We start from the raw sequence: 16,290 nt of genomic DNA, 5'->3' as shown, positions 1-16,290 counted from the left end.
GTGCGGGCCACCCTCCGGTCGGTTACGCGGTCGGAAGCGCGGGTGTGCGGTTACGGGAAGTTCCCGCCGCCGTTCCCGTTGCCACCGCCGTTACGGCCGCCGCCGAACGGGAACTCGAAGCCGCCGCCCGGCTTCCCGTCGTCCGAGCCGCCGTTGCTGTTGCCCCCGTTGTTCGAACCGCCATTGTTCGAACCGCCGTTGTCGGAGCCGCCGTTGTCCCGGCCGCCGTCGCCGCCGCCCGGGTTGTCGCGGTCCGGGTCCTTGGTCTTCGGCGCGTCCGGGATGTCGACGGTGTTGAAGGTCGGCGCTTCCTTGCCGTCCAGTGCCCCGGTGACCGCGTCCTTCCAGATCGGTCCCGGCACCTGACCACCGAACACCTTGTCGTGGTAGGCGCCGCCGATGGTGATGTTCTCCATCTCGACCTGCTGGGAGGGGCTGCCGACCCAGACCGCGCCGGACAGATTCGGGGTGTAGCCGACGAACCAGGCGTTCTTCCTGAGGTCCGTCGTACCCGTCTTGCCCGCGTTGTCGCGGCTGGTCAGACCGGCCGACTCACCGGTACCGGAGTCCACCACGCCCTTGAGCAGGGTGTTGATCGTGTCGGCCGTCTTCTCGGTCATCGCCCGTGAGCAGCTCGACTTCGGGACCTTGAGGCTTCCGCCCGCCACCGTCTTGATGGAGGAGATGGCGATCGGCGTGCAGTACGTGCCACGGTTCGCGAAGGCGGCGTACGCGCTGGCCATCCGCAGCGGCGAGATGCCCTGGGAGCCCAGGGTCAGGGCGGACGGCGACTCGGGGAGCTTCTTGCCGTCACCCTGGACGACGCCCAGCTTGGAGATCGTCTCCGTCACCGGGCAGAGCCCGATTTGCCCTATCATCTGCACGAAGTAGGTGTTGACCGACTTGGCCATCGCCTCCTTCAGCGCGTACGGACCGACCTCGGACTCGTTCTCGTTCTCGGCCGTGTCCCCGCCGGTGTTGACCCATGGCCTACCACTGCACGTCTGGATCGACGCCGGGTACGGCATGTCGTACGGCGACGGGTAGGACTGCGTCGGCGGTACGCCGCGCTCGATCGCCGCCGTCGCGAGGAACGGCTTGAAGGTCGAACCGGTCGGGAAGCCGTAGTTCGAGCCGCCCATCCCGTGGTCGACCGAGAGGTTGATCTGGGTCTCGTTCTTCCCGAAGCCGTACGGCTTGGACTGGCCCATGCCGAGGATCTTGCCGGTGCCGGGCTCGACCAGCGTCACGGCCGTCGCGACCTTGTCGCTCTGGTTGACGTGGTCCTTGATCGACGTCTGCACCGCGGACTGGGCCTGCGGGGCCAGCGTCGTACGGATCGTCAGGCCGCCCTGGCTCCAGACTCCGGCGCGCTCCTCGCGGCTCTTGCCGAAGACCGGGTTCGTCAGGAAGACCTCGCGCACGTAGTCGCAGAAGAAGCCCGCTCCGCTGACCGCCGTGATGCAGCCGTTCTTCGGACGGCTCACCTTCAGCTCGATCGGCGCGGCCTTGGCGCGGTCGGCCTCCGGCTGCGAGATGTCGCCGATGGTGGCCATCCGCTGGAGCACGGTGTTGCGTCGCTTGGTCGCTTCTTCCTCGTCGTTGACGGGGTCGTAACGGCTCGGCGACTGGACGATGCCCGCGAGCATCGCCGCCTCCTCCAGCTTCAGGTCCTCGGCCGACTTCGAGAAGTAGCGTTGCGCCGCCGCCTCGATCCCGTACGCCTGCTGCCCGAAGAACGTGATGTTCAGGTAGTTCTCCAGGATCTTCTTCTTGCCCAGTTCCTCCTCGACCTGGATCGCGAACTTCAATTCCTGGATCTTGCGGCCCAGGGTCTGCTGGGTGGCCTGGGCGACCTTGTCCGGGTCGTCGCCGGCCTCCTCGACGAACACGTTCTTCACGTACTGCTGTGTCAGGGTCGAGGCACCCTGCGCGACGCCGCCCGACTGTGCGTTGCGGTTGACCGCGCGCAGCACACCCTTGAGGTCGATGGCCCCGTGCTCGTAGAAGCGCGAGTCCTCGATCGCGACGATCGCCTTCTGCATGTACGGGGAGATCTTCTTGAGCGGCACGACCGTACGGTCGCGGAAATAGACGGTGGCGATCCGGCCACCCTGGGAGTCCAGGATCGTGGTGCGCTGACTCAGCGGCGGCGTCTTGAGGTTGGCGGGGATCTCGTCGAACCCCTCGACCGTCCCCTTCGCGGCGAGCCCCAGCGCGCCGAAGGCCGGCAGTGCGATTCCGGCGAGCACCGCTCCCGCGAGCACACTCACACCGAGGAACTTGGCGGCCTGCTGGGTCCCGGTCAGACCCCCGCCCGAGCGCTTCTTTGGCATGAGGGCAGCCTACGTTCTCAATCGCCGGACACGCGTCAAGGCTCTGGCCTAAGCTGTCCCCAACTGTCACAGCAGTGCGGTCATGCATCAAGGCCTCCCGATGAACTTCCCGTGAACCCGAAACGCGAGAAGCGATGTCCCAATCACCCTGATCCACCGCCGTATGTCCGTTGTGGCTCGACTGAAATAACCCGACTCTTTTGGATTGTTCCTTTATGCCCTTGGGTCACTCCCCTGGGTGATCTGCCGCGTACGCATAGTCCGTTCGGGCCATTCAAGATTGGGCCCGAAGGGGGTGTTGCGCTGTGCCCGCCTTCCGTAACGTCCTCAACTGGCAACGGTGAATATGCCGCTGCCGCCGTGGGGGAGCCTCGATTCGGGAGAGGACGGCGCCGGCATGGGCTGGGTAACCGACTGGAGTGCGCAGGCAGCTTGCCGCACTACCGATCCAGATGAACTGTTCGTACAGGGTGCGGCGCAGAACAGGGCCAAGGCGGTGTGCACCGGATGCCCGGTGCGGACCGAGTGCCTGGCCGATGCGCTGGACAACCGCGTCGAATTCGGCGTGTGGGGCGGGATGACGGAGCGGGAGCGCCGCGCATTGCTGCGCAGGCGTCCGACCGTCACTTCGTGGCGCCGACTGCTGGAGACGGCGCGTACGGAGTACGAGCGCAGCGCGGGCCTGCTACCCGTGGGCTTGGAGGATGACGAGACGTACGAGACCTACGCGGCGGTCGGGTAGATCCCGGACCGTCCCGGTGCTGGGGCGGATGCGTTTCGGTCCCACCGATACCGAAACGGACTCCGCCCTGGCCGGGAGCCTGCCGGGAGCGCGCTGGGTGTGGCGTGGGCGAGCGGTTGCGAGGCAGGAGTGATCCTCGTGTCGCGCATTGTGGGGGCCATACATCCCCGTGGCCTCGCAATGTCGTCTACGTACCCCCAGCTCCAGCTCTCAGGCGCACCTCTGTGCTCCCAGGTCTACGTCCGTTGCCATTCGACTCGTATGCCACTCGGCTCGTACGCGGGCGTGACGTGAGGGGGCGCGGCTCGATCAGTCGCGCTGTCGGCGTGTCCCTGAGGCGAGACGCTCGCCGATCGTCCTGAGTCCGGCCAGGTCGTGCACATCTCCTGGCAGGGCTCCCACCTCGACCACCGCCACCTCGGGGTGGAGCGCGGTGAAGCGGTCACGGGTGCGCTGCTCACGCTCTAGAACCTGCATGCGCTCGGCGTGCAGATAGAGCAGACCGGCCGTGAGCTGTTCCACAGTTGTGACAGAAGCGGCTGCGTCACCGGCGGCGGAAACGGACACATCCGCCGCAATCTCCTCTGGGGACTCTGAACCTGGAGCCTCTGAGTCTGGAGCCGCTGAGATCGGCTCGTCTGAGGTCTCTGGAGTCTGTGGGGTCTGCGGGGCCTGTGGGGTCTCTCGGCTGTCTGATGTGTCTGATGTATCCGGGGTCTTCTCGGTCTTGTCCGCGTCGGAAGCTGGCTCGGCGGCTACGGGGGGCTCGACGGCTTCATGAAGTCCGTACGGCTCGGACGCTTCGGGAGAGGAGCTGTCCGTGGCGGTAGCGCCACTGCCAGCATTCCCCCGTATCCGATCCGCCATGCGCCCCTCCTCAAGATTTTCCGCCGCGGCCCGCGCCCGCTCCGCCGACAGCCGCGCCGCCCCGCTCCCGTGGACCCGGTTGAGGACCAGCCCCGCCAGCGGCATCTCCTCGGCCGCCAGCCGCTGCACGAAGTACGCGGCCTCCCGCAGCGCGTCCCGCTCCGGCGCCGCCACCACCAGAAACGCGGTGCCCGGGGCCTGGAGCAGCCGGTACGTCGCGTCCGCGCGGGTGCGGAAGCCGCCGAACATCGTGTCCATCGCCGTCACGAACGTCTGTACGTCACGCAGGAACTGACCGCCCAGCAGCTTCCCGAGCGTCCCGGTCATCATCGACATACCGACATTCAGGAACTTCATCCCGGCCCGGCCGCCCATCTTCGCCGGGGCCATCAGCAACCGGATGAACTTCCCGTCGAGGAAGGACCCCAGCCGCTTCGGCGCGTCCAGGAAATCCAGTGCCGAGCGGGAGGGAGGGGTGTCGACGATGATCAGGTCCCAGGAGTCGCGGGCCCGTAGCTGGCCCAGCTTCTCCATCGCCATGTACTCCTGCGTGCCCGCGAAACCGGCCGACAGGGACTGGTAGAAGGGGTTCTCCAGAATGGCGCGGGCCCGCTCCGGATCCGCGTGCGCCTCGACGATCTCGTCGAAGGTCCGCTTCATGTCGAGCATCATCGCGTGCAGCTCGCCGGGCCCCTCGACGCCCTTGACCTGCCGCGGCGTGTTGTCCAGCGAGTCGATCCCCATGGACTGGGCCAGCCGGCGCGCCGGGTCGATGGTCAGGACGACGACCTTGCGACCGCGCTCCGCGGCCCGTACGCCGAGGGCCGCCGCGGTCGTCGTCTTGCCGACCCCGCCGGAGCCGCAGCACACGATGATCCGTGTGTCCCGGTCGTCGAGCAGCGGGTCGATGTCGAGCGGGGCGGCCGTGGAGTCCAGGGTCATGCGAAGACCTCACCAAGTTCCCGTAGCTCTCCCGCCAGCCGGTAGAGACCGGCGAGGTCCATCCCCTCCCCGATGAGGGGAAGCTCGTACGCGGGCAGTCCCAGCTTGGCGAGCACGGCCCGCTGTTCGCGCTCCAGCTCCACACGCTGCGCGTGCTCGGCGGCCTGTTCGAGCAGCGGCCCGACCAGCTTCGCGGGCGTGGCCACCCCGGCCGAGGCGAGTGCCTTGGCCACCTCCTTGCGACGGTCGCCCGCGGCGGCGCGTACGGCGGCCTCGTCCAGGAGGTGCGGACGCACCATGTTCACGATCACCTTGCCGACCCGCAGCTCGGCGCCCTTCAGCTCGGCGATGCCGTCCGCGGTCTCCTGGACGGGCATCTCCTCCAGCAGCGTCACGAGATGCACCGCCGTCTCCGGCGACTTCAGGACCCGCATCACGGCCTGCGCCTGATTGTGTATCGGGCCGATCTTGGCCAGCCCCGCCACCTCGTCGTTCACATTGAGGAAGCGGGTGATGCGGCCGGTGGGCGGCGCGTCCATCACGACGTAGTCGTAAGCGAAACGTCCCTGCTTGTCCCGCCGCCGTACGGCCTCGCACGCCTTGCCGGTCAGCAGCACGTCCCGGACGCCGGGCGCGATCGTCGTCGCGAAGTCGATCGCGCCGATCTTCTTGAGCGCCCGGCCCGCGCTGCCGAGCTTGTAGAACATCTGGAGGTAGTCGAGGAGGGCGCGCTCGGCGTCGATGGCCAGCGCGTACACCTCACCGCCGCCCGAGGCGACGGCGATTTTCCGCTCTTCGTAAGGAAGGGCTTCCGTCTCGAAAAGCTGTGCGATTCCTTGTCTGCCCTCGACCTCGACGAGAAGAGTGCGCTTGCCCTCGGTCGCGAGGGCGAGCGCGAGGGCGGCGGCGACCGTCGTCTTACCGGTACCGCCCTTGCCGCTGACGACCTGGAGCCTGCTCACGTATTCGAGCCTAACCAGTAAGGCCGCGGGCTACGCACGAGGCTGCCACGCGGTACGACTACAGTCGCCCCATGACCAAGTGGGAATACGCGACCGTGCCCCTTCTCGTGCACGCGACCAAGCAGATTCTGGACACCTGGGGCGAGGACGGCTGGGAGCTCGTCCAGGTCGTTCCCGGACCGAACAACCCGGAGCAGTTGGTGGCCTACCTCAAGCGGGAGAAGGGCGCATGAGCGGGACCGTCGACGCCGCCCTCGCCGACCTCGGGCTGACGCTGCCCGAGGTCGTACCGCCGCTGGCCGCCTACCAGCCGGCCGTACGGTCCGGTGCGTACGTCTACACCTCGGGCCAGCTCCCGATGGTGGACGGCAAGCTTCCGGTCACCGGCAAGGTGGGCGCCGAGGTCACCGCGGACGAGGCCAAGGAACTGGCCCGCACCTGCGCGCTGAACGCCCTGGCCGCCGTGAAATCGGTCGTCGGTGACCTGGACCGGATCGCACGCGTGGTGAAGGTCACCGGCTTCGTCGCCTCGGCCGCGGACTTCACCGGCCAGCCGGGCGTCGTCAACGGCGCGAGCGAGTTGCTGGGCCAGGTCCTCGGCGACAAGGGCGTGCACGCGCGCAGCGCCGTCGGCGTGGCGGTGCTGCCGCTGGACGCGCCGGTCGAGGTCGAGATCCTGGTGGAGCTGACCGAGGACTGAGCGGCGCGACTCCTGGACCGGGGAGTCTTTGCCCGACCCCGAGGGGCCCCGCCCGGTACGTGTGTACGGCACGTACCGGGCGGGGCCTCTCCGCGTACGTGAAGGACCTGGACGCCACCCGGACACAGCCGGCACACCGACCCGGACGCAGCCGGCACACCGCCCGGGACGCGGCACGCGCCCCGGCGCGTGGCCAAGTGCCTCTCGAACATCCTCGCGCCAGCGCATAGCATCCGGCCATGTCCAATGGTCAGTGGTACCCGCCCGAATGGCCCGAGCGGATCCGCGCCCTCGCCGCCGGCGAGATCACCGCGGTGACCCCCCGGCGGGCCGCGACCGTGATGCTCCTGCGCGACGAGCCGGGCGGCCCCGCCGTCCACATGCTGCGCCGCCGTACCTCCATGGCCTTCGCCGCGGGCGCGTACGCCTACCCGGGCGGTGGAGTCGACCCCCGGGACGACGACCGCCTCGTCGGCTGGGCAGGGCCGGGCCGCGACGTATGGGCGCGTCGGCTCGGCGTCGACCCGGCGTCCGCGCAGGCCATCGTCTGCGCGGCGGTAAGGGAGACGTACGAGGAGGCGGGCGTCCTGCTCGCGGGGGAGAGCGCGGACACCGTTGTGGGGGCTGTCGGAGACGGGTGGGCGGAAAGCGGTACCCGTGGCTCCCCGGGCGCCCGCGACCCCAGTGACGCCCGTGACGACGATCGGGACGGCTGGGAGGCCGATCGCGCCGCCCTCGTCGCCCGCGAGCTGTCCTTCGCGGACTTCCTGCACCGGCGCGGCCTGGTCCTGCGCAGCGACCTGCTCGGCGCCTGGGCCCGCTGGATCACCCCGGAGTTCGAGCCGCGCCGCTACGACACCTGGTTCTTCGTGGCCGCCCTGCCGGCCGGACAGCGGACCAGGAACGCCTCGACCGAGGCCGACCGTACGGTGTGGATCCGGCCCTCCGAGGCGACGGAGGCGTACGACAAGGGCGAGCTGCTGATGATGCCACCGACCGTCGCGACGCTGCGTCAGCTCCAGTCGTACGGTACGGCCGCCGACGCGCTCGCCGGGGCCGAGGGGCGCGATCTGGCGCCCGTACTGGCCACGGCGCGGCTGGAGGGCGAGGAGCTGGTCCTGAGCTGGCCGGGGCACGACGAGTTCACCAAGCGGGTCGAACCGGCGCCCCCGCACGGCCCGAGCGATCCGAGCAGCCCCGGCTCCAGCCCGAGCCTCAGCGAGCAGAGCCCGAACGGAGGCCCCCGATGAGTGACGCCGCCGCCCTCCCCGGCCAGCCGCGCGGCGGGGTGCTCTCAGGCCCCGCCACCGCCCGCGCCGTGAACGTCCTCGCCCCGAACCCCTCGCCGATGACGCTCGACGGCACCAACACCTGGATCGTCTCGGAGCCCGGCTCCGACCTGGCGGTCGTGATCGACCCGGGGCCGCTGGACGACGTCCACCTCAAGGCGGTCGTCAACGCCGCCGAGAAGGCCGGGAAGAGGGTCGCGCTGACCCTGCTCACCCATGGCCACCCGGACCACGCGGACGGCGCTGCGCGCTTCGCCGCCCTGACCCGTACCGACGTACGCGCCCTGGACCCGGCCCTGCGGCTCGGGGGCGAGGGCCTGGCGGCCGGGGACGTCATCACCACCGGCGGCCTGGAGATGCGGGTCGTGCCCACTCCGGGCCACACCTCCGACTCGCTCTGCTTCCACCTGCCGGCCGACCGCGCGGTGTTGACGGGGGACACCGTCCTGGGGCGCGGTACCACGCTCGTCGCGCACCCGGACGGCAGGCTCGGCGACTACCTCGACTCGCTGCGCAGGCTGCGCTCGCTCACCGTCGACGACGGGGTCGACACGGTCCTGCCGGGCCACGGCCCGGTCCTGGACGACGCGCAGGGTGCCGTCGAGTTCTATCTCGCCCACCGAGCCAACCGGCTCGCCCAGATCGAGACGGCGGTCGAGAACGGCCACCGCACGCCCGAGGAGGTCGTGGCGCACGTGTACGCGGGGGTGGACCGCTCGCTGTGGCCCGCCGCCGAGTTGTCCGTACGCGCACAGCTCGACTATCTGCGCGAGCACGGCCTCATCCCGGAGTAGCCGTACCCCGAGCCTCCTGCGCACACGCCGATGGGCCCCGCCGTCGTCCGGCGGGGCCCATCGGCACATCAGGGGTGAGCGGCGCGTCCCGTGCTCAGCGCGAGCGCTTCGCGAGGCGCTCCACGTCCAGGAGGATCACCGCGCGCGCCTCCAGCCGCAGCCAGCCGCGCTGGGCGAAGTCGGCGAGCGCCTTGTTGACCGTCTCGCGGGAGGCGCCGACGAGCTGGGCCAGCTCCTCCTGGGTCAGGTCGTGGACGACGTGGATGCCCTCCTCGGACTGCACGCCGAAGCGGCGCGAGAGGTCCAGGAGCGCCCGCGCCACACGGCCGGGAACGTCGGAGAAGACCAGGTCGGACATCTGGTCGTTCGTCTTGCGCAGCCGTCGCGCGACGGCGCGCAGCAGCGCCGTGGCCACCTCGGGGCGGGCGTTCAGCCAGGGCTGGAGGTCGCCGTGGCCGAGGCCGAGGAGCTTGACCTCGGTGAGCGCGGTCGCGGTGGCGGTGCGCGGGCCCGGGTCGAAGAGGGACAGCTCGCCGATCAGCTCGCCGGGGCCGAGTACCGCCAGCATGTTCTCCCGGCCGTCGGGGGAGGTGCGGTGGAGCTTGACCTTGCCTTCGGTGACCACGTAGAGGCGGTCGCCGGGGTCGCCCTCGTGGAACAGCGCGTCACCGCGCGCCAGCGTCGCTTCACTCATCGAGGCGCGGAGCTCCGCTGCCTGCTCGTCATCGAGCGCCGCGAAGAGCGGGGCACGCCGCAGAACGTCGTCCACGTGTTCTCTCCTTGTCGACCTGCTCAGGGAACCGTGGTCCCCACCTGCTCAGAGGACCGTGGTCCCCATGATGCCGTACGTGCTGCTTCTTCTCGGGTGGCTCGGCATCCTGGGCTTTCTCCGCCCTCCGCCGAGCTCCGGTTGTTCGAACTGGTTGTTCGAAACCGTGCGATCAGTCACAAGTTTGACGTACGTACGTGCCCCACCGTGCCCGTAGGGCCGATTCGAGTGGTGATCCGCCATGGTCGGGGCGGATGTCAGTGGGGGGCTTTACGCTGGCCGGGTGTCCAACTCGCCGGTGACAGCGCAGGCCAAGGGGGCTGGAAGAGTGTCCGCGGAGCGTAATTCCGCTGTGGGCGAACAGCCTTCGGCGAAACCGAAAAAAGCCGCAAAAGGGTCAAAGGTCAAGGTGGCGACCCCCGCCGCCGGGGCCAAGGCCAAACCGGAATCGAAACTGGCGATGGTCCGCCGGGCCCGCCGGATAAACCGTGAGCTGGCCGAGGTCTATCCGTACGCCCATCCCGAGCTGGATTTCCGGAACCCGTTCGAACTGCTCGTGGCGACGGTCCTGTCCGCCCAGACGACCGACCTCCGGGTCAACCAGACGACGCCAGCGCTCTTCGCCACGTACCCGACGCCCGAGGACATGGCGGCGGCCGTGCCGGAGGAGATGGAGGAGGTCATCAGGCCGACGGGGTTCTTCCGCGCCAAGACCAAGTCCCTCATCGGGCTCTCCATCGCCCTCCGTGACCGGTTCGACGGCGAGGTGCCGGGCCGGCTGGCCGACCTGGTGTCGCTGCCGGGCGTCGGCCGCAAGACGGCCAACGTGGTGCTCGGCAACGCCTTCAATGTCCCTGGCTTGACCGTGGACACACACTTCGGCCGGCTGGTCCGCCGCTGGAAGTGGACGGAACAGGAGGACCCGGAGAAGGTCGAGGCGGAGATCGCCGAGATCTTCCCCAAGAGCGAGTGGACGATGCTCTCGCACCGGGTGATCTTCCACGGCCGCCGGGTCTGCCACTCCCGCAAGCCTGCCTGCGGCGCCTGCCCGATCGCGCCGCTCTGCCCCTCGTACGGAGAGGGCGAGACGGACCCGGAGAAGGCGCGCAAGCTTCTCAAGTACGAGATGGGCGGATACCCGGGCCAGCGCCTGAGCCCGCCCGCCGACTACCCGGGCGAGCCGGCCCCGCCCGCGGGCACGTCGCGGGACTGAGCAGTGGGACTGAGCGGCAGGACCGAGTAGCGGGACTGAGCGGCGGAATTGAGCAGGTGGAGGAGGTGCGCCGTATGAAGGTCCGGGGCACGGCGGGCCGTGGCGGCCGAGCGGGCCGCACGATCGGGTGGGGCCGGACGGGCACGGAACGATCCGGCCGACGGCAGGCGTTGTACGACGGGGGTGCCCATGACGCGCGCTAGAGAGACCTACGACCCATCGGCGGACGGCATCGCCGTCACCACCGAAGGCCTGCCCGACTGGCTGGCGCCCGTCGTCGGCGCCGTCAGGACCGTCCAGGGCGAGCAGCTCAGCCGCTTCCTGCCGCCGGAGAGCGAGGGCGGCCGTCAGTCCGCGGTGCTGATCCTCTTCGGCGAGGGCGACCGCGGGCCCGAGCTGCTGCTCATGGAGCGCGCCAGCAACCTCCGCTCGCATCCGGGGCAGCCCGCGTTCCCCGGTGGCTCCCTCGACCCCGAGGACGGCGACCCGGCGACCACCGGCCCGCTGCGCGCGGCCCTGCGGGAGGCCCGGGAGGAGACCGGCCTCGATCCGGCGGGCGTCCAGCTCTTCGGCGTGCTGCCCCGGCTCTACATCCCGGTGAGTGGCTTCGTGGTGACGCCCGTCCTCGGCTGGTGGCGGACCCCGACCCCGGTCGGTGTCGTCGACCCCGCGGAGACGGCCCGGGTCTTCACGGTCCCGGTGGCCGAGCTGACGGACCCGGCCAACCGCGCGACCGCCCGCCACCCGAGAGGCCACCAGGGCCCGGCCTTCCTGGTCGAGTCCGCCCTGGTCTGGGGGTTCACCGCCGGGGTGATCGACGGGATCCTGCACCACGCCGGATGGGAGCGGCCGTGGGACCGCTCCTGGCAGGTCCCGCTCGACTGGCGTGCATGAAAGGCTGACCCGGTGCCCTGGTCGGGGCCACCGGAGACATTTCCGCGAGGCAAGCGAGGCTACTGACGGTGAACGTGCTGGACATCCTGCTGCTGCTCGCCGCCGTCTGGTTCGCCGTCGTGGGCTACCGCCAGGGGTTCGTCGTCGGCATCCTGTCGGTGGTCGGCTTTCTCGGCGGCGGCCTCGTCGCGGTCTACCTCCTCCCCGTGGTCTGGGCGAAGCTCACGCAGGACTCCGAGGTCTCCACGACGGCCGCCGTCGTCGCGGTCGTCATAGTGATCGTCTGCGCCTCCGTGGGGCAGGCGTTCACCACGCACCTCGGCAACAAACTCCGCCGATACATCACCTGGTCCCCGGCCCGGGCCCTGGACGCCACCGGCGGCGCGCTGGTCAACGTCGTGGCGATGCTGCTGGTCGCGTGGCTGATCGGCTCCGCCCTCGCCGGTACGTCGCTGCCGACGCTCGGCAAGGAGGTCCGCAGCTCCAAGGTGCTCACGGGCGTCTCCCAGGTGATGCCCTCGGACGCGTCGACCTGGTTCACGGACTTCTCGTCCGTCCTCGCGCAGAACGGCTTCCCGCAGGTCTTCAGCCCGTTCGCCCGCGAGCCCATCACCCCGGTCAAGGCGCCGGACCCGGCGCTCGCCGGCAGCCCGGTCGCGGCCCGCGCGCAGCGGTCCATCGTCAAGGTCGTCGGTACGGCCCCGAGCTGCGGCAAGGTCCTCGAAGGCTCCGGCTTCGTCTTCGCCGACCGCCGCGTCATGACCAACGCACACGTGGTCGGCGGCGTGAGCGAGCCGACGGTCCAGATCGGCGGCGAGGGCAAGCTGTACGACGCCAAGGTCGTCCTCTACGACTGGCGGCGCGACATCGCCGTACTGGACGTGCCCGACCTTCCGGCGACGCCGCTCCCGTTCACCGACGAGGGCGCGTCCAGCGGGGACGACGCGATCGTCGCCGGCTTCCCGGAGAACGGCGCGTACGACGTCCGCTCCGCGCGCGTCCGCGGCCGTATCGACGCCAACGGCCCCGACATCTACCGCCGCGGTGAGGTCCAGCGCCGCGTCTACTCGGTCTTCGCGACCGTGCGCCAGGGCAACTCCGGCGGCCCGCTCCTCACCCCCGAGGGCAAGGTGTACGGAGTGATCTTCGCCAGGTCGCTCGACGACCCCGAGACCGGCTACGCCCTGACGGTCGACGAGATCCGCGACGACATCACCCTCGGCCGGACCGCGAACCAGCAGGTCGACACCCAGGGGTGCGCGCTCTAGCCGCCGTTGGCCCGGAGCCTGAACCTGAGCCGGTACCGCGACGGGTACGGGGCGGTGTCAGGTGCGTTGATGGCGCAGCCGGGCCGAGACCCAGCGCGCCCTGCGGCGGAGAATCAGCGAAATGCCGAGCCGGGCATCATGGCGCTGATCATCGGAGCCGCCCCTTCTGTGGGTGATCGGCCCCGAGGCCGAGCGGCGGTTGCGTGCTGCGTCACCGTAGTCGTGCGTCCAGCCCATACCCCGACGTCTGCCCGTGCCCCATGGTCGGTAACCGCCCCGGAGGCGGCCAATCGGCCTATGCGTCCGGCATTTGGCTGTTCGTAGGACAAGCGTTCGTGACGTTCGCCCGATGGTGTGTGCGCCGCTCACGTTTGCGGTCCACCGGCCCTTCAACGGTCCGGTTCGGGGTCCTTGAGCCAGTTGATGAGCTCCGACGAGAACGCCGCCGGATCCTCCTCGTGCGGGAAGTGTCCCAGACCGTCGAACAACCGCCAGCGGTACGGCGCCTCCACGTACGCGGCCGACCCGGCCGTGCTGCGCGTACGCATCGCCGGATCGAGTGACCCGTGGAGCTGAAGCGTCGGCACCCGCACGGGCCGTTTCATCCGCCGGTTGAACTGGATGCCGTCCGGGCGCGCCATCGACCGGACCATCCAGCGGTACGGCTCGATCGAACAGTGCGCCGTGGACGGAATGGCCATCGCGCGCCGGTAGACCCCGATCGCCTCGTCGTCGGGCAGCCGGGGCCCCGACCACTCCTGGATCAGCCGCCCCACCAGCGCCGCGTCGTCGGCGAGCAGTTGACGCTCCGGCAGCCACGGCCGCTGGAAGCCCCAGATGTACGAGCCGGCCCGGCTCTGCGAGAAGTCGGAGAGCATCGCCGAGCGCCAGCGGCGCGGATGCGGCATCGAGGAGACCGCCAGCCGGCGCACCAGCTTGGGCCGCATCACGGCCGCCGTCCAGGCGAGATAGCCGCCCAGATCATGGCCGACGAGCGCGGCGTCGGGCTCACCGAGGGAGCGCACCACGCCGGTGATGTCGAGGGCCAGGTTCGCCGGGTCGTAACCGCGCGGCGTACGGTCGCTGCCGCCCACCCCCCGCAGATCCATCGCGACCGCCCGGTACCCGGCGTCCGCGAGCGCCGGGAGCTGGTGCCGCCACGTCCACCAGAACTGCGGGAAGCCGTGCAGCAGCAGCACCAGCGGCCCGTCGCCCATCTCGGCGATGTGGAAGCGCGCGCCGTTGGCCGCCACGTCGCGATGGGTCCAGGGCCCGTCGAGGCGTACGGGGGAGCCCGGCGCCGGCGCGGCCCGGTGGGCCGGGGCCGGCGAACTCGCCGGGGTCGTACCGGGGGTGGCGCCGGGCTCGGAATCAGGGGCGGTCATACGGTCGAGCGTGCCACAGACTTGGCGCCTTCCCCGACCTCGCGCGGGTGCGGCTTCACGTTCTGGAGCACGGCGGCGGTCTGCTTGGCCGAGGCGATGGACTTCTCCGGCGGCTTGACCTTCTTGAACTTCCTGATCGCGAGAAGCGCCAGCAGCCCGGCGATCAGCAGGAACGCGGCGCCCACGATCAGGAACGACCAGGCGAGGCCCAGGCCCAGATTGTGGATTCCGTACGCGGCGGCGAAGCTCAGCACCGGCAGCGCGAACAGCGCGAACACCGCCGCGACGGCGATGGCGGCGCCGCCGACGACACCGCGCTTGACGTCCTGCCGGACCTCCGCCTTGACCAGGGCGATCTCATCGTGCACCAGTGCGGACATCTCGGCGGTCGCCGAGGCGACAAGCTGACCGATACTGCGGTCCACACTGCCGGCCTCGACAACGGTGCCGGTCGTGACAGCGTCGGCGACGTGCATGCCGGGGTCGCTCATCGGTGACTCCCTACCTTCTCGCTCTTCTCGTCTGCGGATCGCAGGTCGGTCCGTCTGCGCGATCGCAGGTCCGTCGGATGTCCGATCATGCCGGACCGGGGGCGTCATCGCGCGCCGCCCCCGCGTGTTCCGCCAGCCGGCGGTGTTCCGCGGCCTTCGCCTCGTACAGCGCGGCCATCCGCAAGTGGTACCCCGGATCATCCTGTTCATAGATGTCGGGGATGCCGTCGAGGTCCTCGTCGCGCTCCTCCGCCTCGTACAGCGCACGGTACGTACGGACCCGCATCTTGAGCAGCGCGCCCGCCAGCACGGCGGCGATCAGGGAGCCCGTGAGCACCGCGGCCTTCACCTCGTCGGTGAGCCCCGGATCGGTGGCGAAGGCCAGCTCGCCGATGAGCAGCGAGACCGTGAAGCCGATTCCGGCGAGCGTGGCGAGGGTGAAGACATCGGGCCAGGCCAGGTCCTCGTTCAGCTCGGCGCGGGTGAACCGTACGGCCAGCCACGTACCGCCGAAGATGCCCACGGCCTTGCCGACCACCAGCCCCAGGACCACCCCGAGGGTCTCCGGCTCGGTGAAGACCCGGCCGAGCGCGTCCCCGGAGACCGAGACACCCGCCGCGAAGAGGGCGAACAGCGGCACGGCCAGGCCCGCCGAGAGCGGGCGGACAAGGTGCTCGATGCGCTCGCCGGGGGAGCGCTCCTCGCCCTCGCGCCGGGTGCAGCGCAGCATCAGCCCCATCGCGACCCCGGCGATGGTGGCGTGGACGCCGCTGTTGTACATCAGCCCCCAGACGACCAGGGCCAGCGGAACGTACACGTACCAGCCGCGCACCCCCTTGCGCACCAGCAGCCAGAAGACGGCGAGGCCCGCGAACGCGCCGCCGAGCGCCAGGAAGTTCAGGTCGCCGGTGAAGAAGACGGCGATGATCAGGATCGCGAAGAGGTCGTCGACGACGGCGAGGGTGAGGAGGAAGGCGCGGAGCGCGGACGGCAGAGACGTGCCGAGGACCGCGAGAACGGCGAGGGCGAAGGCGATGTCGGTGGCGACGGGCACGGCCCAGCCGCCGAGCGACCCACCGCCCACCGTGTTGACCAGCACGTACACCAGAGCGGGTGCGGCCATACCGGAGAGCGCGGCGACGACGGGGAGGGCCGCGGCCTTCGGGTCGCGCAGCTCCCCGGCCACCAGCTCGCGCTTGAGTTCGATGCCGGCGACGAAGAAGAAGACGGCGAGCAGACCGTCGGCCGCCCAGTGCTGCACGGAGAGGTCGAGGCCGAGCGCGCTGGGCCCGAAATGGAAGTCGCGTACGGCGTCGTAGGCCCCGCTGAGCGGGGTGTTCGCCCAGACGAGGGCGGCGACGGCGGCGATGAGCAGCAGCACACCGCCGACGGTCTCGGCGCGTAGCGCCTCCGCGACGTAGTTCCGCTCGGGGAGCGGGAGCCGTCCGAGGAACTTACGTGGGTGAGTGGGGGCAGGCGCGGGCATCCGGCATCCTCCGGTCGGGGGCATGGCGTATCACATGCCGACCAGACTTCCCGGCTCCCCTATGGACTTCGTGTTCATTTGTTGACGCGTTCCTCACCCTACCCGGATGGGCGGAACGGGGCGCCGGCGTGTGGATCTCCGCCGGGCGCCCC

General features: G+C 70.3%; 16 protein-coding genes. 8 read left to right on the top strand and 8 right to left on the bottom strand.

The window, feature by feature from the left end:
* Window positions 1-50: 50 nt before the first annotated feature.
* Window positions 51-2,336 carry a transglycosylase domain-containing protein gene (locus tag ACIBJC_RS28070; RefSeq protein ID WP_399297079.1) on the bottom strand — a complete coding sequence of 762 codons (2,286 nt, stop codon included), beginning with the start codon at window positions 2,334-2,336 and terminating at the stop codon, window positions 51-53.
* 397 nt (window positions 2,337-2,733) lie between these two features.
* Here ACIBJC_RS28070 and ACIBJC_RS28065 point away from each other — a divergent pair, with 397 nt between their 5' ends.
* A complete protein-coding gene (locus tag ACIBJC_RS28065; RefSeq protein ID WP_030353248.1) occupies window positions 2,734-3,078 on the top strand; it encodes a WhiB family transcriptional regulator in 345 nt (114 codons plus the stop codon).
* 309 nt (window positions 3,079-3,387) lie between these two features.
* On the opposite strand, the gene ACIBJC_RS28060 is transcribed toward ACIBJC_RS28065, so the two are convergent.
* Both ACIBJC_RS28060 and ACIBJC_RS28055 read right to left on the bottom strand, forming a co-directional pair.
* Window positions 3,388-4,887 (bottom strand): ArsA-related P-loop ATPase, encoded by a 1,500-nt coding sequence (locus ACIBJC_RS28060; protein ID WP_399297077.1) that lies wholly within the window; start codon window positions 4,885-4,887, stop codon window positions 3,388-3,390.
* Complete coding sequence (locus ACIBJC_RS28055; protein WP_399297075.1) at window positions 4,884-5,849, bottom strand: ArsA family ATPase; 966 nt, start codon at window positions 5,847-5,849, stop codon at window positions 4,884-4,886. The genes ACIBJC_RS28060 and ACIBJC_RS28055 overlap by 4 nt, the downstream gene beginning before the upstream one ends.
* Window positions 5,850-5,920: 71 nt before the next feature.
* On the opposite strand from ACIBJC_RS28055, the gene ACIBJC_RS28050 reads away from it, so the two are divergent.
* From ACIBJC_RS28050 to ACIBJC_RS28035, 4 genes are all read left to right on the top strand, one after another.
* Complete coding sequence (locus tag ACIBJC_RS28050; protein WP_106965770.1) at window positions 5,921-6,082, top strand: DUF4177 domain-containing protein; 162 nt, start codon at window positions 5,921-5,923, stop codon at window positions 6,080-6,082.
* Window positions 6,079-6,549 (top strand): RidA family protein, encoded by a 471-nt coding sequence (locus ACIBJC_RS28045; protein ID WP_399297073.1) that lies wholly within the window; start codon window positions 6,079-6,081, stop codon window positions 6,547-6,549. Before ACIBJC_RS28050 ends, ACIBJC_RS28045 begins: the two co-directional genes overlap by 4 nt.
* Window positions 6,550-6,788: 239 nt before the next feature.
* Window positions 6,789-7,799, top strand: a complete 1,011-nt coding sequence (locus tag ACIBJC_RS28040; protein ID WP_399297071.1) for an NUDIX hydrolase — start codon at window positions 6,789-6,791, stop codon at window positions 7,797-7,799.
* Window positions 7,796-8,632: an MBL fold metallo-hydrolase gene (locus ACIBJC_RS28035; protein WP_399297069.1), complete on the top strand. Its 837-nt coding sequence runs from the start codon at window positions 7,796-7,798 to the stop codon at window positions 8,630-8,632. The genes ACIBJC_RS28040 and ACIBJC_RS28035 overlap by 4 nt, the downstream gene beginning before the upstream one ends.
* Before the next feature lie 94 nt (window positions 8,633-8,726).
* Here ACIBJC_RS28035 and ACIBJC_RS28030 read toward each other — a convergent pair whose 3' ends face one another.
* Window positions 8,727-9,401: a Crp/Fnr family transcriptional regulator gene (locus ACIBJC_RS28030; protein ID WP_015034542.1), complete on the bottom strand. Its 675-nt coding sequence runs from the start codon at window positions 9,399-9,401 to the stop codon at window positions 8,727-8,729.
* A 352-nt stretch (window positions 9,402-9,753) separates the two neighbouring features.
* Here ACIBJC_RS28030 and nth point away from each other — a divergent pair, with 352 nt between their 5' ends.
* The 3 genes from nth (at window position 9,754) to ACIBJC_RS28015 (ending at window position 12,776) form a co-directional block, all read left to right on the top strand.
* Complete coding sequence (nth, locus tag ACIBJC_RS28025) at window positions 9,754-10,614, top strand: endonuclease III (protein ID WP_399297067.1); 861 nt, start codon at window positions 9,754-9,756, stop codon at window positions 10,612-10,614.
* Window positions 10,615-10,803: 189 nt separating this feature from the next.
* Complete coding sequence (locus tag ACIBJC_RS28020) at window positions 10,804-11,508, top strand: NUDIX hydrolase (RefSeq protein WP_399297065.1); 705 nt, start codon at window positions 10,804-10,806, stop codon at window positions 11,506-11,508.
* Window positions 11,509-11,576: 68 nt separating this feature from the next.
* Window positions 11,577-12,776, top strand: coding sequence for a MarP family serine protease (locus tag ACIBJC_RS28015; RefSeq protein ID WP_399297062.1), 1,200 nt, complete (start codon window positions 11,577-11,579; stop codon window positions 12,774-12,776).
* A gap of 57 nt (window positions 12,777-12,833) precedes the next feature.
* Here ACIBJC_RS28015 and ACIBJC_RS28010 read toward each other — a convergent pair whose 3' ends face one another.
* The 4 genes from ACIBJC_RS28010 to nhaA all read right to left on the bottom strand — a co-directional run bounded on the left by ACIBJC_RS28010 (window position 12,834) and on the right by nhaA (window position 16,138).
* A complete protein-coding gene (locus ACIBJC_RS28010; RefSeq protein WP_329824112.1) occupies window positions 12,834-13,013 on the bottom strand; it encodes a hypothetical protein in 180 nt (59 codons plus the stop codon).
* Between the two features lie 152 nt (window positions 13,014-13,165).
* A complete protein-coding gene (locus ACIBJC_RS28005; protein WP_329824111.1) occupies window positions 13,166-14,161 on the bottom strand; it encodes an alpha/beta hydrolase in 996 nt (331 codons plus the stop codon).
* The gene (locus ACIBJC_RS28000) at window positions 14,158-14,652 is read right to left on the bottom strand and encodes a phage holin family protein (protein WP_399297060.1); all 495 of its coding nucleotides are present in this window, start codon (window positions 14,650-14,652) and stop codon (window positions 14,158-14,160) included. The genes ACIBJC_RS28005 and ACIBJC_RS28000 overlap by 4 nt, the downstream gene beginning before the upstream one ends.
* Window positions 14,653-14,737: 85 nt before the next feature.
* Window positions 14,738-16,138 carry a Na+/H+ antiporter NhaA gene (gene nhaA, locus ACIBJC_RS27995; RefSeq protein ID WP_399297058.1) on the bottom strand — a complete coding sequence of 467 codons (1,401 nt, stop codon included), beginning with the start codon at window positions 16,136-16,138 and terminating at the stop codon, window positions 14,738-14,740.
* Window positions 16,139-16,290 lie beyond the last annotated feature (152 nt).

Source organism: Streptomyces sp. NPDC050509 (assembly GCF_044457965.1).
In the GTDB taxonomy this organism is placed as follows: domain Bacteria; phylum Actinomycetota; class Actinomycetes; order Streptomycetales; family Streptomycetaceae; genus Streptomyces.
Note: the sequence above shows the minus strand (reverse complement) of the source record. Positions and strands in the feature narration are given on the sequence as shown.